Below are 22112 nucleotides of genomic sequence, written 5' to 3' on the forward strand. Positions count from 1 at the left end.
GCAAATGTATCTTACTTATAGTGAAGATAAATACCGCATATTTTTCATCAAAAAAACAACTTACTTAAATTCTTATAAACCTAAATCAAATTATAAAAAAAAATGAAAAAGACCTTACTTTTTATGCTATTTTTAGCTACAATTTCAACAACTATTGGCTGTAAAACGACCGCATCGGCGGTAAACACCAAACTAGACAATAAAACCGAAAAAATCCTAAAAGGAAACTGGACTATTAGCGCAGTCAATTACACAGGTGCTAACTTATTTAAAGTAACCTCGTTTAATATTGCCGATTCTAACTGTTTTGTAGGAAGTAATTGGAGTTTTATTTCTAACAATAACAAAGGGCAAATGAGCCTTAACAACCCGAGTACTTCTTGTGTTGATTTTAATTCGCCAACTACTTGGTACATTAACAAAGATGGAAATTTTGTATTAAAAATAATCAACAGTCATAAAGCGAAAAACGTAAATAATGGCTTTGTTTTAAACATCAATAACTTAACACAAACAAGTTTTGATTTAGTTGATAAAATTAACGTTGCAGGTGCAATTAAAAACATCACTTACTCTTTTCAAAGAAAATAATACAACACTCATTTAGCAGTAAAAATCACATACTTTTAAAAACAACATCATTTTTAAAAAATACATCATGAAAAAAACAATTATTTATAGCTTTTCGGTTTTAGTTCTAACAAGTAGTTTACTTACTTCTTGTGGCGCTGTTAAAAATGCTAATAACACCCAAAAAGGAGCCGTAATTGGTACTACTGCGGGCGCAATTTTAGGCGCTGTTCTTGGTAATAATTTAGGGAATGGTAAAAACTCAGAACTAGGCGCTGTTTTAGGAGGCGTTGTAGGTGGTGTTGCCGGCGGAACTATCGGTAATAAAATGGACAAACAAGCCCGTGAAATTAAAGAAGTTTTACCCGGAGCTGAAGTAGAAAGAGTTGGTGAAGGAATTATGCTTACTTTAGGTGAAAGTGCCGTTCGCTTTAACACCAATAAATCGAGTTTAACAACAGCTGCTAAAGCAAATTTAGACAAATTAGTTCCTGTTTTTGAAAGCTATAACAATACCGATATTGTAATTTATGGCTATACCGATAGTACTGGTAGGGCTGAATACAACCTAACTCTTTCGGGTAAAAGAGCCGATGCGGTAAGAAATTACTTAGCTAGTAAAGGACTTTCAGCAAGCCGATTTAAAACCAAAGGTTTAGGAATTAACGACCCAATTGCCTCTAACCAAACAAAAGAAGGAAGAAGTAAAAACAGGCGTGTTGAATTTGCTATTGTAGCTAACCAACAAATGATTAAAGAAGCGAAACAAGAAGTAAAACAATAAGAATTTCGTTATTTTATATAAAAGGCTACTCAAATGAGTAGCCTTTTTTGTGCAATCAATCCATAACTTTTCATAATTTTGCAAACTTATACATAACAGAAGATGCCACGTAGAGAACGAAATAAATTTGTAAGAAAGAATCAAGTTTTAGAATTAAGAATTGAAGATTATGCTTTTGGAGGAAAAGGAATCGCAAGAATAAAATCCGAAGAAGGTAGTTTTGTTGTTTTTGTACCTAATACGTTACCAGGTCAATTGGTAAAAGCACAAATTAGCAAATCGAGTAAAAAATATGCCGAAGCAAAATTAATTGATGTTTTAGAAGCGTCAAAAGATGAAGTTGCCCTGCCTTTTCAAGACATTCCAGGAGCACCTTATATTCAATTACCCATTGAATTACAACATCAATATAAAAAAGAAAGTACCTTATCGTTATTTAAAAGGATTGGTAAAGTTGAAAATATTGAAGACTTATTTGATGAATTTATCAGCTCTCCAAACGTATTTCACTACAGAAATAAAATGGAATATGGTTTTTCAGCAATTGGATATGATAGAGTTAACAAAACCGATGCCGATTTTTTTACCTTAGGATTTAAACGCCGTGGAACTTGGTGGATGGGTGATAACCTAAACAAAGATTCTGGTTTATTTGACACCCAAGTTGAAGACAGCTTAAAAATAATTCGTGAATACTGTGAAAAAACAGGTTTAGCGCCTTGGCACGGACCAAAAAGAGAAGGTTTCTTCCGATATTTCGTAGTACGTAAATCGTACAAAACCAACGAATTATTATTTAATTTAGTAACTACTTCTGCTGATTTACCAAAATTTGACATGCCCGCTTTTGTGAGTTTATTAAAAGATATTTTTGGAGATCGTTTAGCAGGATTACTACACACAATTAACGATGAAGTTGGCGATAGAACCATTGCAACATCAGGAAGTATTGAGCTTATTACTGGTAAAGATAAAATTGTGGAAGAATTATTAGGTTTAAATTTTGAAATTAGCATGAAAAGCTTTTTTCAAACGAATCCTAAATCGGCAGAAAAACTATACACCAAAGTAGTTGATTATGCTTTAGAAAACAAAGAAGCTATTGACAACACCGTTGTAATGGATTTATTCTGTGGAACAGGAACTATCGGGCAAATTTTAGCATCAAGAAGTGAAAATGCCAAAATAGTTGGAGTTGATATTGTAGCCTCTGCAATTGAAGATGCCAAAGAAAATGCCAAACGAAATAACATTGAAGGCTTACAATTTTATGCTGCCGATGTTGGTAAATTTTTATATGAACATCCGCAGTATCAAAATAAAATTAAAACCATTATTTTAGATCCTGCTCGTGCTGGTATTGCTCCGAAAACATTGCGTAAAATCATCCGCTTAAATGCCGACAGAATGGTCTATGTTTCTTGTAATCCTGCAACACAGGCTCGTGATACTGAAGAATTAATGAACGCTGGTTATAAACTAAAAAAGATTAGTTTAGTAGATCAGTTTCCGCACACAGCACATATAGAAACTGTTGTTTTATTCGAAAAATAAACCTTTTACCTTATTAATTATTAAATGAAAAAATATATCCTTCTTTTGTGTAGTTGTTTTATAGGATTTTCAGCTTGTGAAAAAGATGATTTCTGTATTCAAAACCCTGTAACACCTAACTTAGTGTTGCGTTTTTATGATAAAAAAGATACTTCTAAAAAAAAGAAGGTTACCCGTTTTTCTATTATAGCACAAGGTAAAGACAGTCTTTTTGTAAATAAAGAAGCTGATTCAATAAATATCCCTTTAAACAGTTTGGCTACCCAAACTGTTTATACCTTAAAAATGAATGCTACCGATAATTTAGCAATCAATAACAAAATAGCGACATTAACTATAAATTATAAGCCCGAACAAGCTTATGTTTCTCGTTCGTGTGGCTATAAAGTTATTTTTAATGATGTAAATTTAAAGCATACAGGTTGGATTGATAACATATCAACTTCTGAAATTACGACTATTGACAATCAAACAAAAGCACATGTACAAGTATATTATTAGTAGCTATTTACTATTTGTTTCTGTAAATGGTTTTTCTCAGAAAACAGCATCATCTGAAATAAAAAAAGACACGCTAACCTATAAAACACGTACAGGTTTACGTTTAGGTGTTGATATCAGCAAACCCGCATTAGCAATTGTTGACAAAAGTTACAGTGGTTTAGAATTTGTAGGTGATTATCGTGTTTCTAAAAATTGGTATGTAGCCGCCGAAGTAGGCTACGAAGAAGAAATTAGCTTTGAAGACTTTACCTGTTCAACCGCCAAAGGAAATTTTATTCGGCTTGGTGCTAACTACAATGCCTATAAAAATTGGCTAGACATGAATAACGAAATTTATGTTGGCTTTAGGTATGCTGCGGCGCTTTTTGATCAAACTTTAAATAGCTATAAAACAAATGTTGGCACGCCTTATTTTCCTTCAAACACTATAAAAAAACCGATTACAGAAACAGGGCTTACCGCACATTGGACTGAAATTCAACTAGGTATTAAAGTAGAAACATTTAAAAACTTATTTTTAAGCGCAGGCGTTTCTTATAAGGTAATGCTTCACTTAAACGATCAAAAAAACTTTAAAACATTATATGCCCCAGGCTTCAATCGTGTTTTTGAAAGCAATACTGGTTTTGGGTTTAATTACAGCATTTCCTACTTTATTCCTTTTGTTAATAACTAATTTAAGCTACTAAGCCTTATTTTTACTACCTTTACACCTTGTAATCATTAAACTTATTAACAATGAATAAAATTCCAAGCGTAAATTTAGCAGATTTTTTATCTGAAGATAAAAATAGAAAACAAAAATTTATCAATGAAATTGGTGACGCTTATCAAAACATCGGTTTTGTAGCTTTAAAAGGTCATTTTTTAGATGATGAGTTAGTTGATAATTTATATACTGAAATTAAAAACTTTTTCGATTTACCAACCGAGATAAAAGAGAAATATGAAATTCCTGGTATTGGCGGACAAAGAGGTTATATTTCTTTTGGAAAAGAAAGTGCTAAAGGAAAAAAAGAAGGCGATTTAAAAGAATTCTGGCATTTTGGGCAGTATGTAGATGCGGCATCTAAATACGCTAAAGAATATCCTGAAAATGTAAACGTTGAAGAACTTGCTAAGTTTAATGAAATAGGTAAAAAAACCTATCAAATGCTAGAGAAAACAGCCAAATATGTGCTACGTTCATTGGCGTTACATTTAGATTTAGAGGAAACTTACTTTGATAATTTCATTAAAGATGGAAACAGTATTTTGCGTCCTATCCACTACCCGCCTATTCAAAGCGAACCTAAAGGTGCTGAAAGAGCAGCTGCTCATGGCGATATTAATTTAATTACCTTATTAATGGGTGCGCAAGGAAAAGGATTGCAAGTTCAAAACAATAATGGTGATTGGCTTGATGCCGTTGCGCAACCTGATGAATTGATGATTAATGTGGGTGATATGTTGTCGCGCCATAGTAATAATAAATTAAAATCAACCATACATCGAGTAACCAATCCGCCGAAAGAATTATGGGGAACATCGCGTTATTCAATTCCATTTTTTATGCACCCTGTTTCTGATATGAAATTAGATGTTTTAGAAAATTGTATTGACCAGCAAAACCCAAAACAATTTGAAGATATTACCGCTGGTGAATTTTTAGACGAACGCCTACGTGAATTAGGCTTAAAAAAATAAGCCAAAAAAACAACAATATAAACAAGCATGGATTTTAAAGATCAATTAAAAAACTTATTTCCCGATCATCAAGAAAGCGAAGTAAAGGTTGAAAAAAAGTCAGCAATTTGGCTACAAGACGACCCGATACTTTGTAAGTATGAAAAACGCAAAGGAAAACCTACTACTATTTTAGATGGCTATACCGGCGCTACCGAAGATTTTAAAAAATTAGCCAAAGAGATTAAAACCAAACTTAGTGTTGGTGGTAGTTTTAAGGATGATAAAATAATTATCCAAGGTGATTATCGTGATAAAATCATGCAAATTTTAAAAGATAAAGGCTTTAACGTTAAACGTGTTGGAGGTTAATCTAAATCATAAAAAAAAGTGTTAGAATTTACAAATTCTAACACTTTTTTTTATTTTAAGAGCCTAGCCTCCAAAAAATTTTGTAACATCAAAATAGTATGGCAAGGGTTTAAAACCCTTGTTTTAAAAATAAAAATGCGTCAAACTGAATTTAGTTCAGTTTCACATCCTGATTTGCCGTCGTTTTTTGCCACTATATTTTTTCAGATGAAATTGAAACAAATTCTAATTATCTTTTAAGTTTAAAATTTTCTTTGTAGCAAAACCCCCTAGCCCCGATTGAAGCATTTGTTTGAGCTCCTTTTTTGATTTTTTTCAAAAAAGAGCGAGTGCGGAAAGCGGGAAATTGCTTCAAATAAATATCAAAGAAAACAAATACTTTTTATAAATTTTCTTTATCTGAAGTAAGAGTTTCTAAAAATGCTTTTATACTCTTAATATCCGATGCTTCTAAATCTTTGTCTAACTGAACTTTCCCCATTATTCTGATGGCATCTTCTAATTCAGCAACACTTCCGTCATGAAAATAAGGCGCTGTTTTTGCTACATTTCGTAACGATGGCACTTTAAAAGCATACAAATCAACCTCTTTATTTGTTAATAAAAACACGCCTTTATCAATCACTTTACTTTTAGTATGCTCCCAGTAAGGTCTTATATCACTACCAAAACCTCTAATTTTTCCGCCACCAACTCCCGGGCCGTCATGGCAATTAACACAACCTCGAGACATAAAAACAAACAAGCCTTTTTTCTCTTGCTGATTTAATGCTTGCTGATCTCCTTTTAAATATTCGTCAAATTTTGAAGGCATTAATAAGGTTCGCTCAAAAGCGCCAATGGCTTTTGTTAAATTATCAAAACTGATTGGATTCGCTTGATTTGGATACGCTTTTTTAAATAAATTTTGGTATTTTTCAATTTTACTAATTTTATCAACAACGGCTTGTTCACTTTCCATTGCCATTTCTACAGGATTTAAAATGGGCATTCCTGCTTGTTCTTCTACCGTTTTTGCTCGTCCGTCCCAAAATTGAGCAATATGCAAACTCGAATTAAATACCGTAGGCGCATTTCTAGTACCTGTTTTACCATCAACTCCTTTTGATACCGCTTCGGTATCGGCACCAAAATTTTCTAAATCATGACACGATGCACAACTAATCGTATTATCTTTTGATAACCTTTTTTCTTCAAATAATAATTTCCCTAAAAATACTTTATCGTTAGTAAGCTCATTAAAAGAAACATAATCGTTTGCTGGCAATGGCGAAAAAATTCTAGTTGCTTCCGATAATAAATTTTTATAATCGTCTTTTTCAGGTATTTCAACCACTTCTTTATTTTTACTACACGAATAAAAAATAGCAAAGCCAACTATCAATATTATTCTTAAGTTAAAAAAATGTTTGTTTTTCATTATTTTTATTTGATTTTAGTTTAAATTAAATACATTTGCAAATATATAATTAATCTAAATAAAGATAGAATGAAATTTAAATATCTTTTAGTGCCAATTTTAGCTAGTATGCTAAATATTTCATGTAATAGCGATGATCAAAAACCAACTAAAAAAGAAGAAGCTTCCTTTTTAGACCCTCGAATTACTGATTTTACAACTATTGAAAAAAAAGGCAATACGGTATATGTTAAAAACATGTTTACCTCTCCTGAAGATCAAAACAAAGACCTTGTATATACCAAGTTTGATCTTGAAAAGGCAAAATATGTAACTGATGATTCTTGGGATATTGCATTTGCAAGTAGAATTATCATTATAAATGGTGGCGAATGGACGCAAGGTTACACCTCGGGAGGTGTTCACGAACCTATGCGAACAAAAAACGCCTCCGCAGCTATTATTAAAGATGATTATGAAAATATATCTGTAGTTCCTACCGATGCTATTTTTAAGCAAGATGGTGTTGGAAAAACGGCTATTGATGATTTCGGAAAAGGAATGTTTGACCCTTATGCAATGCACGCTGACCACACACTTCGAGTAAAAAAGAACCGTACTTTATTGGTAAAAACTAAAAATGGACACTACGCTAAAATAGCTATTGAAGATATTTATAAAAACGGCGATACCTCTGGTACAATGAATGAGGTTCTTGGGCATAAATACCCGTATTATACCTTCAAATATTTTTTAAACCCTGTTGCAGGAAACAAAAAACTTAATTAAATAATCATAAATAAATAGTCATGAAAAAAACAGGAATTCTGTTAACAAAAGCAATTTTAGTACTTCTTTTTACAACCTTTACAGCATGTTCAGACAGTGGAGATGATTTACCTGTAGTAAAAACAAATACCAAAACTTTAGAAATTACAACAAGTGCTATTGGTGACCAAACCCAAACAGCAAAACAAACTGGTGACTTTCAAAAATTCAGTTTTAAAGAAGGTGCTTTAGAGGCAACTAGTGATGCTTGGGATTTTGCTATAAGAGGACGTATTTTTCTAGTAAATGGACTTTCAAAATATGGTGGTGGCGAAAAAATCGGATTAGCTAACGAGCCTACAAGAACTCAAAATGTTGCTGTTTGTGAAGGAAATGACATGTTTGAAACTCGTACTTCTGCCCTTGGTTTACCAGACCATATTTACAAGCAAGATGCTTTAAATATGGGCTACGAAAACTATGCTGCAGCAATTAGCTGGTTGCCTAGAAGAGGTGGCGCTGACCCTAGAGAAACTTGGTATTTTAGATCGTCTCAAGACCGTGAACTTTTATTATTAAAACCGATGGTTTTTGTATTTAAAACTCACGATGGGCATTTTGCTAAAATGGCTATAAAATCAATTGTTAGAACAAATACTGATTTTGACAAAAAGGAAGATATTGACTATGTAATTCAATATTATTACAATCCTGAAAAAGGAAACCCTAATTTAGATGAAAAAATACAATAATTTTTAATTTTAGTTTCTCATAATTTTTCTAAATGTTTAAAATAGGACTGTGTAATAGCAGTCCTATTTTTTTTTATAATTATTTTTTTTTAATTTAATTATTTGAAGCTATTTCCCGCTTTCCGCACTCGCTCTTTTTTGAAAAAAATCAAAAAAGGAGCTCAAACAAATGCTTCAATCGGGGCTAAAAAACCTCACTTATTAAAAAAAGACAAAAAACAGTACTTTTTTTAAAAAAAACTAACAATCTAAATAAATACTTTAGTAAAATACCTGCTATTTTTTATATATTACACCCCCTTAAAAAAAGCGATTTATATATAAAATAAATACGCAATTAAAAATTACATTAAATGAACATTCAAAATTCTGAACTTATTTTAAATCCTGACGGTAGTATTTATCATCTAAATTTAAAACCAGAACATATAGCGACTGATATTATCTTTGTAGGCGATCAAAACCGTGTAGAAAAAGTAACCGAACACTTTGATTCTATTGAGTTTACCACACAAAAAAGAGAGTTTAAAACCACCACAGGAACTTATAAAGGCAAGCGACTTACCGTAATTTCAACAGGTATTGGTCCTGATAATATTGACATCGTTTTAAATGAATTAGACGCCTTAGTTAATATTGATTTAGAAACACGTAAAATAAAAGAACAGCATACGGCGTTAAATATTACCCGTATTGGAACTTCAGGATCTTTGCAAAAAAGTATTCCTGTTGATAGTTTTTTACTAAGCACTCACGCTCTAGATTTAAACGGAATGCTACATTCATATCAAGTAACTGAAATTTCTCACCCAGAAATGGAAGATGCTTTTATAAAACACACCGATTGGAGTGCTAAAAAACCATCACCTTTAATTGTTGCTAACAGTACATTTTTAGAAGATAAATTAACCTCAGCAAAAATTTATAAAGGAATTACTGCTACCGCAGGAGGTTTTTACGGACCTCAAGGGCGTGTATTGCGTTTGGCTTTGCAAGACGCTACCTTAAATAATAAAATAGATAGTTTTGAGTACCAGCAAAATAAAATCACTAATTTAGAGATGGAAACTTCTGCTATTTATGGTTTATCAAAATTATTAGGACACAATGCGGCATCAATGAATGCGATAATTGCCAACAGAGCAAATGGTACTTTTAGTGAAAACCCTAATAAAGTAGTTGCCGATTTAATTATATACACATTAAATAAATTAGTTTCGTAAATGACAAACTTAAAAGTTGGTGGTGTACCAGAACACTTTAATTATCCGTGGTATGTTGCTTTAAAAAACAAAGAATTTACCAAGCAAAATATCAATTTACGTTGGCAAGATTTCCCTGGCGGAACAGGTGCTATGTGTAAAGCATTACGATCTGGAGAAGTAGATATCGCTATTGTTTTAACCGAAGGAATTATTAAAGATATTAGTAATGGAAACCCGTCTAAAATAACACAAACTTTCGTGAAAAGCCCTTTAATTTGGGGAATTCATGTTGCTGCAAATTCAGCCTTTAAAAAAATTGAAGACCTCGAAAATGCCACGGTTGCTATTAGTCGTTTTGGTTCAGGATCTCATTTAATGGCCATTGTAAATGCGCATAATAATGGTTGGAATATTGACCAATTAAAATTTAAAGTTGTTGGTAGTTTACAGGGCGGAATTGACGCCTTAACAAATGGCGATGCTGATTATTTTATGTGGGAGCATTTCACCACAAAACCGTTGGTCGATAACGCTACTTTTAGACGCTTAGGAGATTGCCCAACTCCTTGGCCTTGCTTTGTTATTGCTGTTAGAAATGAAGTATTAGAAAATAATTTTGAAGAAGTTAAAAAAGTCTTAACTATTATTAATCAATATACAGGTAATTTTAAAGACACCCCTGATATTGATAAAATACTAGCCCATAGATATGAGCAACAATTAGACGATATTCAAAAATGGCTTTCAATAACCCAATGGAATGATGGCGAACCTGTAACTGAAAAATTAATAAGCAGCATACAAAATAAAATGCAAGGTTTTAACGTTATTGATACTAAGAGAGATTCACCTGAGTTAATCAGAAATATGTATCTTTGATTTTTTAAAGATTTTTAAACCAAACAAAATGAAAAAATTAGTAGTTATTGCCATTTGTACGCTTAGTCTTATCGGTTTTACTTCATGTGGAAGCACAAGCCCTTGTGGTTTGGCTAAAACTGAGCAAACAAAACAAAATCAACAGCAATTAGAAATAATTGTTGCCGATGACGCAACTGAACTTACCGCATAAATATTTGATGTATCAAGTATCATAAAAATCCGCTTTTTTTAAGGCGGATTTTTTAGTTTTTCTTTTGTAACATTGGTACAAATTTAAAATCACCTAATTCATGTTTTTCAAATTCTTTTGCTGATTTTCTAATAAACAAAGTCATTACTTGCTCTTTATCGCCTACAGGAATTAACAGCCTTCCTCCTACTTTTAATTGACTCAACAAGGGTTTTGGCACAAAAGGTGCACCTGCGGTTACAATAATTTTATCAAAAGGCGCTTCTTCGGATAAACCAATATAACCATCACCAAAAATAAAACGCTTTGGACGGTAGCCTATTTTAGGTAAAAAAAGTGATGTTTTTTTAAACAATTCATGCTGACGCTCAATAGAATATACTTTTGCTTTTAATTCTAACAACATCGCTGTTTGATATCCTGAGCCTGTTCCTATTTCAAGTATTTTATCGCCAGTTTCAACAGCTAAAACCTGCGACTGAAACGCTACCGTATATGGATGTGAAATTGTTTGTTCGGCAGCAATAGGAAATGCTTTGTCTTGATAAGCATGTGCCTCAAAACTGCTATCAATAAATAGGTGTCTAGGAATTTTACGCACTGCATTTAATACCTTTTGATCAATAATTCCTTTTGATGCTAAAACAACTGCTAGCTTATTTCTTAAGCCTTGATGCTTAGTGGTGTCTCTCATTCCTTGTAATATAATATTTAATTTGATACTATGACAAAAATATCACAGTAGTAATACGCTAATTATCAACAAAATTTAAGCATAAAAAATGTATGATACTATACGATAGTACTTGACATGAATTGTCTGTAATAATTTAATTTCAACATTTCAAAAGTAGTAATAAATATGTATAAAATTGTATCTTTGTTTGTATTGCTTTTTTGGGTACATCCGAAGCGATTTTTAAATTAAAAATACGGTTATTTTAAAGAGGTTTTTTTATTGAAATTTCAAAAATAATCACATAAAAATAATTACACAAAATTAAACACATTATGTTAAAAGCTGGAGTTTTAGGTGCAGGTCATTTAGGTAAAATTCACTTGCGTTTGTTGCAAGAATCTGAAAAATATGAATTAGTAGGGTTTTACGATCCTTTTACTGAAAATGCTAAAAAAGTAGCCCAAGAATTTGGCTACAAACTTTTTAATTCTGTTGAAGAATTAATAGATGCTGTAGATGTTATCGATATTGTTACCCCAACATTATCTCATTTTGACTGCGCTAAAAAGGCTATCGAAAAAGGAAAGCATATTTTTATTGAAAAACCAATTACAAGTACGGTACAAGAAGCCGAAGCCATTAGAACATTGGCAAGTCAATATCATATTAAAGGACAGGTTGGGCATGTAGAGCGTTTTAACCCTGCTTTTACCGCAGCAAAAGATATGATAAACACACCAATGTTTATTGAAACTCATCGATTAGCCGAATTTAATCCTCGAGGAACCGACGTGCCTGTGGTATTAGATTTAATGATTCATGATATTGATATTATTTTATCTGTAGTACAATCAAAAGTAAAAAGTGTACACGCAAGTGGTATTGCCGTAATTTCTGATACCCCTGATATTGCCAATGCACGTATTGAATTTGAAAATGGTTGTGTTGCTAATTTAACAGCAAGCAGAATTTCAATGAAAAACATGCGTAAAAGTAGGTTTTTTCAAAAAGACGCCTATATTTCTGTTGACTTTTTAGAGAAAAAATCTGAAGTTGTAAAAATGAAGGATGTTCCTGAAAACCCTGATGAATTTGCCATGATTTTACAAAATGCCGAAGGTGTTAAAAAGCAAATTTATTTTGACAATCCTAACGTTGTTAAAAACAATGCTATTTTAGACGAATTAGAATCATTTGCCGATGCTATTAATAATGAAACAACTCCTATTGTTTCTTTACGCCAAGGAACCGAAGCTTTACGCGTAGCTCACATGATTATTAACTGCTTTAAAAAATAAAACACAAACCTTGTTTTTGGCGTTATTTTAATTTAAATAATTTTAATTATATCAATGAAAAAAAATTTAACCTTCACACCTAGTTTATCAATACAATCTTTTATTTTCTTATTTTTTATAGCTTTAAGCTCCTTAACTTCTTGTTCGGAAGAAGAGCAAGAAGATCGCTCGATATCTATCAATAGTATTGATGCTGAAAATATTCAATTTAACAGCACAACGCTTAAATGGTATTCAAGTATTTCAGGAGAAAAAACGACAACAGTTTTTGATATTTATTTAAATGATAAATTAATTAAAAAAGGGTATGAAAAGAACTCTTTTGAATTATATAATTTAACGCCAAACACTCAATATTCGGGTAAAATTATCGGAAGAACTAATTTCGATACCAACGTTGAAAAAATATTTTCTTTTACAACTGCCGACTATCCTGATCCTTTATCTTTTAATGTTTTAGCCACTAAAATAACTTCTGAAAGTGCCGTTATTACCTGGAAAACACCTAAAACTTTAGATCAAGCAACTTTAACCTATAGCATTTATGTTAATGGTGAAGTTAAAAAAGAGAATATTGCCGAAAATACCGCAGGAAACTTCTATAAAATAACCGATTTAGTTCCTTATAAGGAATATATTATACGAGTTATTGCAACAACTGATAAAAATAAACAAACATTTAAAGAAATTAGCTTTAATGCTTTTGCAACCAGTTTTCAAGAGCTGACATTAACTTCTAAAAATATTACACAAACAGCAGCGAATATTGATTGGAATGTTTCAACGGTAGATTATTTAGATGCTAATATTATTACTTATGATATTTATTTAAACGGAACTTTACTTATTGAAAACACTACTGAAACAACACATCTTTTACAAAACTTAACACCGAATAAATACTATACCGCTAAAGTAATTGCCAAACTAAAAAATGGCGATTCAATACCTAAAAAGATTGAATTTAAAACCTTAGGAACACCTCCTTCTGATTTTACAGTGTCATTAAAAGGGGAAGCTCAGCCAAATTGGACGGAAACTCAATGGACACTACCAACCGTTGCTGATGATGTTTCGTTTAAATATAATCTTTATTTAAATGATGAAATTATTGAACATGATATTTTATCATTCGTTGATAACCGTACACTTACTGACTTAAAAGAAGCTACTCTATATACGCTTAAATTAGTTGCAATTGCCAATAACGGAACAGAAACTTTTTCGAATACAATTACATTTAAAACTATAACTTACCCTAAAATAAATGGTGATTTAATACTTAATTTTAGTAATAATTTAGGAACTTCAGTCATCGCTTATTGGACACCTGTTAGCTATACTCATAATAATGAAAACAAAAGAGTTTATTATAATATATCAATAAAAGAATTAAATAATTATGATGACTCTACTACTAAATTAAGCCGTTACTTAAACAATTTAAAGCCCAACACAAGCTATACGGTTCGTATAAAAGCAACCGTTACTGATAGTGGTTTTAATAATTACATCCCTTCAAAAACGATAGAAAAAACAGTTACAACAGCCCAAGATTATCCATTACACCCAACTATAAAAATTACAGAGGCTATTTTATATGCTAAAAATAGCAGGTATTTTCCTGGTCAAATTAGGGTTAAATTTTCAGAAAAAATCAGTGATATTGATGTGGAAACTTTTTTTGCTTCTACCATGTTTATGAATAATTTTCAAACCTATTCTTCTTCTATTTTAAGTAATAAATTATCTAACAGCAAATATGATTATATCGTAAATAATTTTGGAGGTAATGTTATTGTAAACCAAGGTTATGTTGTATTTAATGATGCTGGAAAAACATACCGAATTCCATATAGTTTTCATATAGTTTTCATATAGACAGTAATTAAATTCATTATATATAACACATTAAAAAAATCAAAAGAACATGAAAAACATCGCTGTAATAGGAGCTGGAACTATGGGAAATGGTATTGCACATACCTTTGCTCAATTCGGATACACCGTTCAACTTATTGATATTTCTCAAACTGCTTTAGATAAAGGTATTGCTACGATTACCAAAAATTTAGACCGAATGCTTGGTAAAGAGAAAATATCCGAAGAAGATAAAAAAAACACCTTACAAAATATTTCAACACATACTTCTATCAAAAAAGGCGTTCAAAATGCCGATTTAGTGGTAGAAGCTGCTACCGAAAACCTAGCGTTGAAATTAAAAATATTTAAAGAATTAGACGAAGTTTGCCCTGAAAAAACCATTTTAGCAAGCAATACCTCTTCTATTTCTATTACACAAATTGCAGCGGTTACCAACAGACCCGAAAAAGTAATTGGTATGCACTTTATGAACCCTGTGCCGATTATGAAATTGGTAGAAATTATCAGCGGTTACAATACTACTGATGATGTATTGAATTTCACCGTTGATTTATCTAAAAAAATAGGTAAAACACCTGTTAAAGTAAACGATTACCCAGGTTTTGTAGCAAATCGTATTTTAATGCCAATGCTTAACGAGGCTATTGAAACCCTATATAATGGCGTTGCTGGTGTTGCTGAAATTGATACGGTAATGAAGCTCGGAATGGCACACCCAATGGGACCGTTACAACTAGCTGACTTTATTGGTTTAGATGTTTGTTTATCTATATTAAACGTATTGTACGACGGTTTTAAAAACCCTAAATATGCACCCTGCCCCTTATTGGTAAACATGGTAAATGCAGGTAAATTAGGCGTAAAATCGGGTGAAGGTTTTTACGATTATTCAGAAAATAGAAAGGCTGAAAAAGTTGCTAAAATGTTTTTATAATTTTTTTATTTTTATTGATTCATATAAAAAATCAGCAACTTTTTCTATTGAAAATTTTGCTGATTTTTTTTTTAACTTAACACCTCTTTTACAGATTATTTCTTAGAATTATTTCTTAGAACATTTTTTATAAATATCTTCATACATTGGCAATATCTTTTCTAACGAAAATACTTTAATATGTTGTTTTGCGTTTTCTTTAAATTCTGCTAAAATAGCTTCATTTTTTAAAATTTTAATCGCATTTGTTGCCATATCGTTTACATCGCCTAAATTACTTAAATACCCTGTTTTTCCATGGATATTCACCTCAGGTAAACCACCACAATTTGTTGAAATAACAGCTGTACTAGCTGCCATTGCTTCTAAAGCTGCTAAACCAAAGCTTTCAGTTTCTGAAGGCAATAAAAAAACATCAGAATAACATAATATTTTAGCTACTTCATTACTATTTCCTAAAAACAACACTTTGTCTTCAATATTTAGTTTTTTAGCTAAATTTTCAGCTTTTAAACGCTCAGGACCATCACCTACCATTAATAATTTTGAAGGAACTTCTTTTTGAATTTTATTGAAAATTTCAATAACATCTTGGGTTCGTTTTACAGGACGGAAATTACTAACATGAGTTACAATTTTTTCTTCAGCAGTAGCCAAAGCAATACGTTTACATTCTCCTTGATGTGCTTGATCGTATTTTTCGCCATCAATAAAATTATAAATTACTTTAATATCTTTTTCAATGTTAAATAAACGCAGCGTATCTGCTTTTAAACTATTAGATACTGTGGTTACCTCATCCGATTGATTAATACTAAACTCAACCGCAGTTTTATAAGTTGGATGGCTTCCAACTAGCGTAATATCGGTACCGTGAAGCGTAGTTACTACTTTTATATTAATATTCTTTTCTTGAAGCATTTTCTTCGCCATATACGCCGCATAAGCATGTGGAATCGCATAATGTACGTGTAAAACTTCTAATTGATATTTTTCAACAACCTCCACCATTTTACTTGATAAAGCCAATTCATAAGGTTGGTATTGAAATAACGGATACTCTTCTAAAACAACTTCGTGAAAATGCAATCGATGCGAAAAAAAATCTAATCGAACAGGCTGATTATAGGTTATAAAATGAACCTCATGTCCTTTATCGGCAAGTGCCATTCCTAATTCTGTCGCCACAACGCCACTTCCTCCAAAAGTTGGATAACAAACAATTCCTATTCTCATAATTAAAGTTGATGATTATAACAGTAAATTTACAGTATTTCTTATGTTTTTATGTGAATAAAAGCATAAAAAAATCCCGCTATAAAGCGAGATTTTAATTTTTTATCTAAAGAATAATTTAGTAATCTCCTAATGTTTCAGGGTTTTGAGCTAATGATTCTGCTAATTGTGCATCACTTGGAGCTTTACCATGCCAAGCGTGTGTATTCATCATAAAATCGATTCCATTCCCCATTTCTGTATATAATAATACACAAACTGGTTTTCCTTTACCGGTGCGAGATTTTGCTTCAGCCATTCCTTTTAAAATAGCTTCTACATCATTTCCTTTTTTAATTTTTAATACATCCCAACCAAAAGCTTCAAATTTCGCTTGTAAGCTTCCCATTGCTAAAACCTGGTCCGTTGTACCGTCAATTTGCTTTTCGTTTACATCAATTGTTGAAATTAAATTATCAATTTTTTTCGCTGATGCATACATTGCTGCTTCCCAGTTCTGCCCTTCTTGTAATTCACCATCACCATGTAATGTATATACAATTTTATCATCTTGGTTTAACTTTTTAGCCTCTGCTGCACCAATAGCAACACTCATTCCTTGTCCTAAAGAACCCGAAGCAATACGGATACCTGGTAAATGATCGTGTGTTGTTGGATGCCCTTGTAAACGGGTGTTTAATTTTCTAAAAGTAGCCAATTCTGCTACTGGAAAAAAACCACTATGTGCTAAAACACTATAAAAAACTGGCGATATATGCCCATTTGATAAAAAGAATAAATCTTCTTTATCTCCGTCCATTTTAAAATCAGTAGAATATTCCATGATTTCTTGATACAAACAGGTAATAAATTCTGCACATCCTAAAGAACCTCCTGGGTGTCCTGAATTTACTGCGTGTACCATTCGAACGATATCTCTACGAACTTGTTGTGTAAAATCTTGTAGTTGTTGTGTTGTTGGCATTGTTGTGTTGTTTTGATGTGTCTTGTTATATCTAGGCAAAAGTAACGGTTTATAAAACAATTGCCAATTACTTTTTTTAAGTTTTTTGCTTTTTCTTTTTTGCCGCAGGAAATAACACATTATTTAAAATTAAACGATATCCTGGTGATGTAGGATGTAACTCTAATTCGGTTTTTGGGTCGCCAATTCTATGTTGATAATCCTCAGGGTCGTGACCTCCATAAAAAGTAAACATTCCTTTTCCTTTTGTTCCGTGGATATATTTCCCTTCTCCATTGGTCGGATTCTCACCTAAAACTAGCACGGTAGATTTTATTGTATTACCATCAAACGAAGTAGTTTGCCCCATAAACCCTTTGACTAATTGCGTATGATTCTGGGTAAGCATGGTAGGCACTTGATCCCACTTTGCCGAAAACTCTTTCAAGGTAAAATAATCTACTTCTTTTTTTATTTTACGCTTACGAGTCATATCAATAGAAGAAAATTCGTAGGTTGTTGGGTTACGAATCAATTCAAAATCTTTAAAAGCAAAGGTCTTATTAAAATTTATTTTTGATTGATAATTAGCTTCCGAAGCATCTGAGTCAAACATTCCTTCACAAATATCTACGCCATCGGCGGATAAAGCGATGTCAAAACTATCGGTTGCTGAGCACATGGCAAACATAAAACCACCACCAATTACATAATCTCTAATTTTTTTAGCAACAGCACTTTTTTCTTCGGATACTTTTGCATACCCTAATTTTGTTGCCAATGCTTCTGCATCTTTTTTCTGCTGAATATACCAAGGAGCTGTTCTAAAAGCTCCGTAAAAACGACCATATTGCCCTGTAAAATCTTCGTGATGCAAGTGCAACCACTCGTATAATAACAATTTATCATTTAAAATTTCTTGATCATAAATTACATCAAAAGGAATTTCGGCATAGGTTAACACCATGGTTACCGCATCATCCCAAGGCATTTTTCCTTTTGGAGAATACACCGCTATTTTAGGCGCTTTTTCGAGCGTTACAGCTTCTTGATTCTTTGAAGGTGATGAAATTTCTTCTAAAATTAATTGGGCTTTAGCATCTGAAATTACTTGATACGAAACTCCTCTAATTTTACATTCTTTTTCTAGCGAATTATTATTTTCTAGTAAAAAAGCACCACCATCATAGTTTAACAACCACTTTGATTTTAAGCCGTTTTCTAAAGCATAATAAACAATTCCGTAGGCTTTTAAATGATTTTTCTGATTTTCGTTGCTCATCGGAACATACAAAAAAGATGCCCAAAGCGAGTTTGAAATCAATAAAAATAATACGATATGTAGTGTTTTTTTAAAACTAACCATTATCAATCGGTAATTGATTTACAATTTCATTAATTTTACTTCTTAACTCTGGTTTTGTTAGGTAAGCGTTCATCAATGTGTACAAATCAAAATCTCCAACCGAACCTGCATTAAGATTTAATACATCTGTAAACGCTACTACTGCCTTATCAATATCATTATTATTAATAAATTGCGGAGAAGCAGGTTTTTTCTTTTTAGTTAATGCTGGCTGACCATTATATTGGTATTGTGAAAATTGATTTAAAAAATCAATAATTTTTTCATGTCTTTCTTGATTACTTAATTTCATATCTAAATATTTTTTAAACTAAAATACACAATTACCAAGTAGCAATTGTGTATTTTATATGTTTTTATGATTTTTTTAAAAATTAAAACGGCACATCGTCATCGCTAGGACCAAAAGCATCTTCTGGCGAAGCAAAATTACTAGAGGCTACTTCGTTATTAAAACTGTCGGCAATACCGCCATTCATACTCGATTCAAATTCACTACTATTTCCTTCATCTAAATCAGAAAACAAGGCTAAATGTCCTGTAAATTTCAAACGAATATTATCCATTCCTCCGTTACGATGTTTTGCAACAATAAACTCTCCCTGTCCTTCACATGGCGTATGATCGTCGTCATCCCATTCGGTCATTCCGTAATATTCAGGACGAAAAATAAACGAAACAATATCAGCATCTTGCTCAATTGCTCCTGATTCACGTAAATCAGAAAGTAATGGTCTTTTTGAACCTCCACGAGTTTCCACGGCACGTGATAACTGCGATAATGCAATTACAGGAATACTCAATTCCTTTGCCAATGCCTTTAAATTTCGAGAAATTGTTGATATTTCTTGTTCACGATTTCCTGACGAACCTCCTGCAGTCATTAATTGTAAATAATCAATCACAATTATTTTCACATCGTGTTGCGATACTAAACGCCTGGCTTTTGCACGTAAATCAAAAATTGAAAGTGCAGGTGTATCATCAATAAAAATTGGCGCATCTGAAAGTTTTTTAACCTTTACATTTAGCTGTTCCCATTCATGAGGTTCTAAATCTCCTTTACGTAATTTTTCTGATGTCAAGCCTGTTTCCGAAGAAATCATACGGGTAATTAACTGTACCGATGACATTTCTAATGAAAAAACAGCGACACCATGCCCAAAATCAATTGCCATATTTTTAGCCATTGAAATTACAAATGCCGTTTTTCCCATACCAGGACGTGCGGCAATAATAATTAAATCGGAAGGTTGCCAGCCCGATGTTAAGGCATCTAATTTGCTAAAACCTGTTTGCAAACCACTCATTCCGCCTTTTCCTGAAATTTCTTGTATTCTATTAATAGATTGCTGTACTAATGAATCGGCTCTTTCGGCTCCTTTTTTAAGATTTCCTTGGGTTACTTCAAATAATTTACCTTCGGCTTCGTCTAATAAATCAAAAACATCAACAGTTTCGTTATAAGAGTTTTCAATGATTTCCGAAGAAATGGTAATTAACCTACGTTGAATGTATTTTTCTAAAATAATACGGGAGTGAAACTCAATATGTGCCGAAGAGGCTACTTTTTGAGTTAAACCGATTAAGAAAAAATCACCCCCAGCTACGGCTAATTTTCCTGTCTTTTTTAATTGATTTGATACTGAAAGCAAATCAATTGGTTCAGAATTTTGAAAAAGCGTATAAATTGCCTGATACACTTCTTGATGTCTTTTGTCATAAAAAGATTCAGGCGCAAGAATATCAATTACCTCGTCAATTCCTTTTTTATCAATCATCATAGCACCCAAAACTGCCTCCTCTAGCTCTAAAGCTTGTGGTGGTAATTTTCCTTTTTCAAGACTAACAGTTCTACTGTTATTCGTTTTTCTTCCTCTGTCAGATTGAGTTCGTTCCATGGGGCAAAGATAATTTTTTCAACTGATATTTTTAGTAGCAGTCTTTAACTTTATTTATCAAAAAATAACCTACAAAAAATAGTCATTATTTTGCTTAAAACCTAGTGTTTTTACAGCTAACTTTCTTATTTTTGAAGATATGAAACAGGCTAAAATAAAAATAATTATAGCACTTACCCTACCTATTCAACTATTTCTTGTACATTTTTTAAGTAAAAAACCACAATGGATAGCTCACTATTATAGCAACGGAATTTATCCTTATATTTCTAAAACACTACGGCTGATTTTAGGTTGGATTCCTTTTTCTGTAGGCGATATATTGGGTTTAGTTTTATTATTTCTAATGATAAAAGCCTGTTACTCTTTGATTAAAAATAACTTTAAAAATAGTGTTTCAAAATTTTTACAGTTTACAGGTATTTTATCGCTGCTTTATTTTTGCTTTTATGCCTTTTGGGGATTGAATTATTTTAGAGAACCTTTGGCTGAAAATTTAGGATTAAAACAAGCAAATTATAGCACGGAACAACTTATTGAAACTACGCAAAAAATTATTTTTGAATTAAATAAAACACATCTAGATATTACCCATAATGATACTATTAAAGTAACTGTTCCTCACACTCGAAAACAAATATATGGCTTAGCCACTAGCGGATACAAGCAGTTAGAAAAGCAATATCCGCAGTTAAAATATCAATTTCCATCAATAAAAAGCTCGGTAGTTAGCTTATTTCAATCTTATAACGGAACTGGCGGCTATATTAACCCTATTACTAGCGAAGCACAAATAAATGACCTGCTTCCTAAAACAGGTTATCCTGCAACAACTTGCCATGAAATGGCGCATCAAATTGGTTGGGCAGCTGAAAATGATGCCAATTTTGTAGGCTTTTTGGCGGCTATTTCAAATGAAGATCTGTATTTTAAATATTCTGGATACAGAATGGCGTACACCTATTGTATTAACCAGGTTTATAAAAGAGATAAAAACAGCGCGAAAAAGCTAAGAAACACCGTAAATAAAGGGATTTATAAAGATTATAACGACAGTTATTTACATTGGCAGCAATTTAAAAACCCTATTGAACCGTATTTTAAAAAAGGATACAACGCTTATTTAAAGGCAAACAACCAAGTAAATGGTATAAAATCGTACAGTTATGTAGTAGATTTGCTCATTGCTTATTTTACTCAAAAAAACTAAAATTAATTACTTATTT

At 32.0% G+C, this 22112-nt stretch carries 23 protein-coding genes; 16 read left to right on the forward strand and 7 right to left on the reverse strand.

Annotated elements, in window-relative coordinates:
- Positions 1 to 102: 102 nt before the first annotated feature.
- The 7 genes from AQ1689_RS08920 (at position 103) to AQ1689_RS08950 (ending at position 5449) form a co-directional block, all read left to right on the forward strand.
- On the forward strand, positions 103 to 591 hold the full coding sequence (locus AQ1689_RS08920) for a lipocalin family protein (RefSeq protein ID WP_101915737.1): 489 nt from the start codon (positions 103 to 105) through the stop codon (positions 589 to 591).
- A gap of 67 nt (positions 592 to 658) precedes the next feature.
- Positions 659 to 1354, forward strand: a complete 696-nt coding sequence (locus AQ1689_RS08925; RefSeq protein WP_101915736.1) for an OmpA family protein — start codon at positions 659 to 661, stop codon at positions 1352 to 1354.
- A gap of 102 nt (positions 1355 to 1456) precedes the next feature.
- A complete protein-coding gene (gene rlmD / locus AQ1689_RS08930; RefSeq protein WP_101915735.1) occupies positions 1457 to 2908 on the forward strand; it encodes a 23S rRNA (uracil(1939)-C(5))-methyltransferase RlmD in 1452 nt (483 codons plus the stop codon).
- 24 nt (positions 2909 to 2932) lie between these two features.
- A complete protein-coding gene (locus AQ1689_RS08935) occupies positions 2933 to 3409 on the forward strand; it encodes a DUF6452 family protein (protein ID WP_101915734.1) in 477 nt (158 codons plus the stop codon).
- Positions 3390 to 4088 (forward strand): DUF6048 family protein, encoded by a 699-nt coding sequence (locus tag AQ1689_RS08940; RefSeq protein WP_101915733.1) that lies wholly within the window; start codon positions 3390 to 3392, stop codon positions 4086 to 4088. Before AQ1689_RS08935 ends, AQ1689_RS08940 begins: the two co-directional genes overlap by 20 nt.
- Before the next feature lie 62 nt (positions 4089 to 4150).
- Positions 4151 to 5098, forward strand: coding sequence for an isopenicillin N synthase family dioxygenase (locus AQ1689_RS08945; protein WP_101915732.1), 948 nt, complete (start codon positions 4151 to 4153; stop codon positions 5096 to 5098).
- Between the two features lie 27 nt (positions 5099 to 5125).
- Entirely contained in the window at positions 5126 to 5449 is a 324-nt protein-coding gene (locus AQ1689_RS08950) for a translation initiation factor (RefSeq protein WP_101915731.1), read from the forward strand.
- A 382-nt stretch (positions 5450 to 5831) separates the two neighbouring features.
- On the opposite strand, the gene AQ1689_RS08955 is transcribed toward AQ1689_RS08950, so the two are convergent.
- The gene (locus AQ1689_RS08955) at positions 5832 to 6869 is read right to left on the reverse strand and encodes a cytochrome-c peroxidase (protein ID WP_101955870.1); all 1038 of its coding nucleotides are present in this window, start codon (positions 6867 to 6869) and stop codon (positions 5832 to 5834) included.
- Between the two features lie 69 nt (positions 6870 to 6938).
- On the opposite strand from AQ1689_RS08955, the gene AQ1689_RS08960 reads away from it, so the two are divergent.
- From AQ1689_RS08960 to AQ1689_RS08980, 5 genes are all read left to right on the forward strand, one after another.
- The gene (locus AQ1689_RS08960; protein WP_101915729.1) at positions 6939 to 7637 is read left to right on the forward strand and encodes an HmuY family protein; all 699 of its coding nucleotides are present in this window, start codon (positions 6939 to 6941) and stop codon (positions 7635 to 7637) included.
- Positions 7638 to 7657: 20 nt separating this feature from the next.
- The gene (locus tag AQ1689_RS08965) at positions 7658 to 8368 is read left to right on the forward strand and encodes a hypothetical protein (RefSeq protein WP_101955871.1); all 711 of its coding nucleotides are present in this window, start codon (positions 7658 to 7660) and stop codon (positions 8366 to 8368) included.
- A gap of 353 nt (positions 8369 to 8721) precedes the next feature.
- A complete protein-coding gene (locus AQ1689_RS08970) occupies positions 8722 to 9591 on the forward strand; it encodes a nucleoside phosphorylase (protein ID WP_101915727.1) in 870 nt (289 codons plus the stop codon).
- On the forward strand, positions 9592 to 10452 hold the full coding sequence (locus AQ1689_RS08975; protein ID WP_101955872.1) for a substrate-binding domain-containing protein: 861 nt from the start codon (positions 9592 to 9594) through the stop codon (positions 10450 to 10452). It abuts the gene before it with no gap.
- 28 nt (positions 10453 to 10480) lie between these two features.
- Positions 10481 to 10645, forward strand: coding sequence for a hypothetical protein (locus AQ1689_RS08980; RefSeq protein WP_159459675.1), 165 nt, complete (start codon positions 10481 to 10483; stop codon positions 10643 to 10645).
- A 52-nt stretch (positions 10646 to 10697) separates the two neighbouring features.
- Here AQ1689_RS08980 and AQ1689_RS08985 read toward each other — a convergent pair whose 3' ends face one another.
- The gene (locus AQ1689_RS08985) at positions 10698 to 11339 is read right to left on the reverse strand and encodes a protein-L-isoaspartate(D-aspartate) O-methyltransferase (protein WP_101915725.1); all 642 of its coding nucleotides are present in this window, start codon (positions 11337 to 11339) and stop codon (positions 10698 to 10700) included.
- A gap of 317 nt (positions 11340 to 11656) precedes the next feature.
- On the opposite strand from AQ1689_RS08985, the gene AQ1689_RS08990 reads away from it, so the two are divergent.
- The 3 genes from AQ1689_RS08990 to AQ1689_RS09000 are packed head-to-tail and all read left to right on the forward strand — an operon-like array spanning position 11657 to position 15440.
- The gene (locus tag AQ1689_RS08990; protein WP_101915724.1) at positions 11657 to 12622 is read left to right on the forward strand and encodes a Gfo/Idh/MocA family protein; all 966 of its coding nucleotides are present in this window, start codon (positions 11657 to 11659) and stop codon (positions 12620 to 12622) included.
- A gap of 54 nt (positions 12623 to 12676) precedes the next feature.
- A complete protein-coding gene (locus AQ1689_RS08995) occupies positions 12677 to 14503 on the forward strand; it encodes a fibronectin type III domain-containing protein (protein WP_101955873.1) in 1827 nt (608 codons plus the stop codon).
- 49 nt (positions 14504 to 14552) lie between these two features.
- Positions 14553 to 15440, forward strand: a complete 888-nt coding sequence (locus tag AQ1689_RS09000; RefSeq protein ID WP_101955874.1) for a 3-hydroxyacyl-CoA dehydrogenase family protein — start codon at positions 14553 to 14555, stop codon at positions 15438 to 15440.
- Positions 15441 to 15548: 108 nt separating this feature from the next.
- On the opposite strand, the gene bshA is transcribed toward AQ1689_RS09000, so the two are convergent.
- From bshA to dnaB, 5 genes are all read right to left on the reverse strand, one after another.
- On the reverse strand, positions 15549 to 16676 hold the full coding sequence (gene bshA / locus AQ1689_RS09005; protein ID WP_101955875.1) for an N-acetyl-alpha-D-glucosaminyl L-malate synthase BshA: 1128 nt from the start codon (positions 16674 to 16676) through the stop codon (positions 15549 to 15551).
- Positions 16677 to 16794: 118 nt separating this feature from the next.
- Positions 16795 to 17640 carry a transketolase gene (locus AQ1689_RS09010; protein WP_101915720.1) on the reverse strand — a complete coding sequence of 282 codons (846 nt, stop codon included), beginning with the start codon at positions 17638 to 17640 and terminating at the stop codon, positions 16795 to 16797.
- Positions 17641 to 17716: 76 nt separating this feature from the next.
- Entirely contained in the window at positions 17717 to 18901 is a 1185-nt protein-coding gene (locus AQ1689_RS09015; RefSeq protein WP_101955900.1) for an asparagine synthetase B, read from the reverse strand.
- A 76-nt stretch (positions 18902 to 18977) separates the two neighbouring features.
- Positions 18978 to 19277 (reverse strand): hypothetical protein, encoded by a 300-nt coding sequence (locus AQ1689_RS09020; RefSeq protein WP_101955876.1) that lies wholly within the window; start codon positions 19275 to 19277, stop codon positions 18978 to 18980.
- Positions 19278 to 19359: 82 nt separating this feature from the next.
- Positions 19360 to 20886 carry a replicative DNA helicase gene (gene dnaB / locus AQ1689_RS09025; RefSeq protein WP_101955877.1) on the reverse strand — a complete coding sequence of 509 codons (1527 nt, stop codon included), beginning with the start codon at positions 20884 to 20886 and terminating at the stop codon, positions 19360 to 19362.
- 139 nt (positions 20887 to 21025) lie between these two features.
- On the opposite strand from dnaB, the gene AQ1689_RS09030 reads away from it, so the two are divergent.
- Entirely contained in the window at positions 21026 to 22096 is a 1071-nt protein-coding gene (locus AQ1689_RS09030; protein ID WP_101955878.1) for a DUF3810 domain-containing protein, read from the forward strand.
- Positions 22097 to 22112: the final 16 nt, after the last annotated feature.

This window comes from Tenacibaculum finnmarkense (assembly GCF_900239185.1).
GTDB classification, from domain to species: Bacteria; Bacteroidota; Bacteroidia; order Flavobacteriales; family Flavobacteriaceae; genus Polaribacter; species Polaribacter finnmarkensis.

Coding starts and splice junctions, on each gene's coding strand:
- AQ1689_RS08920 (WP_101915737.1), top strand. CDS start 103: ATGAAAAAGACCTTACTTTTTATGCTATTTTTAGCTACAATTTCAACA.
- AQ1689_RS08925 (WP_101915736.1), top strand. CDS start 659: ATGAAAAAAACAATTATTTATAGCTTTTCGGTTTTAGTTCTAACAAGT.
- rlmD (WP_101915735.1), top strand. CDS start 1,457: ATGCCACGTAGAGAACGAAATAAATTTGTAAGAAAGAATCAAGTTTTA.
- AQ1689_RS08935 (WP_101915734.1), top strand. CDS start 2,933: ATGAAAAAATATATCCTTCTTTTGTGTAGTTGTTTTATAGGATTTTCA.
- AQ1689_RS08940 (WP_101915733.1), top strand. CDS start 3,390: ATGTACAAGTATATTATTAGTAGCTATTTACTATTTGTTTCTGTAAAT.
- AQ1689_RS08945 (WP_101915732.1), top strand. CDS start 4,151: ATGAATAAAATTCCAAGCGTAAATTTAGCAGATTTTTTATCTGAAGAT.
- AQ1689_RS08950 (WP_101915731.1), top strand. CDS start 5,126: ATGGATTTTAAAGATCAATTAAAAAACTTATTTCCCGATCATCAAGAA.
- AQ1689_RS08955 (WP_101955870.1), bottom strand. CDS start 6,869: ATGAAAAACAAACATTTTTTTAACTTAAGAATAATATTGATAGTTGGC.
- AQ1689_RS08960 (WP_101915729.1), top strand. CDS start 6,939: ATGAAATTTAAATATCTTTTAGTGCCAATTTTAGCTAGTATGCTAAAT.
- AQ1689_RS08965 (WP_101955871.1), top strand. CDS start 7,658: ATGAAAAAAACAGGAATTCTGTTAACAAAAGCAATTTTAGTACTTCTT.
- AQ1689_RS08970 (WP_101915727.1), top strand. CDS start 8,722: ATGAACATTCAAAATTCTGAACTTATTTTAAATCCTGACGGTAGTATT.
- AQ1689_RS08975 (WP_101955872.1), top strand. CDS start 9,592: ATGACAAACTTAAAAGTTGGTGGTGTACCAGAACACTTTAATTATCCG.
- AQ1689_RS08980 (WP_159459675.1), top strand. CDS start 10,481: ATGAAAAAATTAGTAGTTATTGCCATTTGTACGCTTAGTCTTATCGGT.
- AQ1689_RS08985 (WP_101915725.1), bottom strand. CDS start 11,339: ATGAGAGACACCACTAAGCATCAAGGCTTAAGAAATAAGCTAGCAGTT.
- AQ1689_RS08990 (WP_101915724.1), top strand. CDS start 11,657: ATGTTAAAAGCTGGAGTTTTAGGTGCAGGTCATTTAGGTAAAATTCAC.
- AQ1689_RS08995 (WP_101955873.1), top strand. CDS start 12,677: ATGAAAAAAAATTTAACCTTCACACCTAGTTTATCAATACAATCTTTT.
- AQ1689_RS09000 (WP_101955874.1), top strand. CDS start 14,553: ATGAAAAACATCGCTGTAATAGGAGCTGGAACTATGGGAAATGGTATT.
- bshA (WP_101955875.1), bottom strand. CDS start 16,676: ATGAGAATAGGAATTGTTTGTTATCCAACTTTTGGAGGAAGTGGCGTT.
- AQ1689_RS09010 (WP_101915720.1), bottom strand. CDS start 17,640: ATGCCAACAACACAACAACTACAAGATTTTACACAACAAGTTCGTAGA.
- AQ1689_RS09015 (WP_101955900.1), bottom strand. CDS start 18,901: ATGAGCAACGAAAATCAGAAAAATCATTTAAAAGCCTACGGAATTGTT.
- AQ1689_RS09020 (WP_101955876.1), bottom strand. CDS start 19,277: ATGAAATTAAGTAATCAAGAAAGACATGAAAAAATTATTGATTTTTTA.
- dnaB (WP_101955877.1), bottom strand. CDS start 20,886: ATGGAACGAACTCAATCTGACAGAGGAAGAAAAACGAATAACAGTAGA.
- AQ1689_RS09030 (WP_101955878.1), top strand. CDS start 21,026: ATGAAACAGGCTAAAATAAAAATAATTATAGCACTTACCCTACCTATT.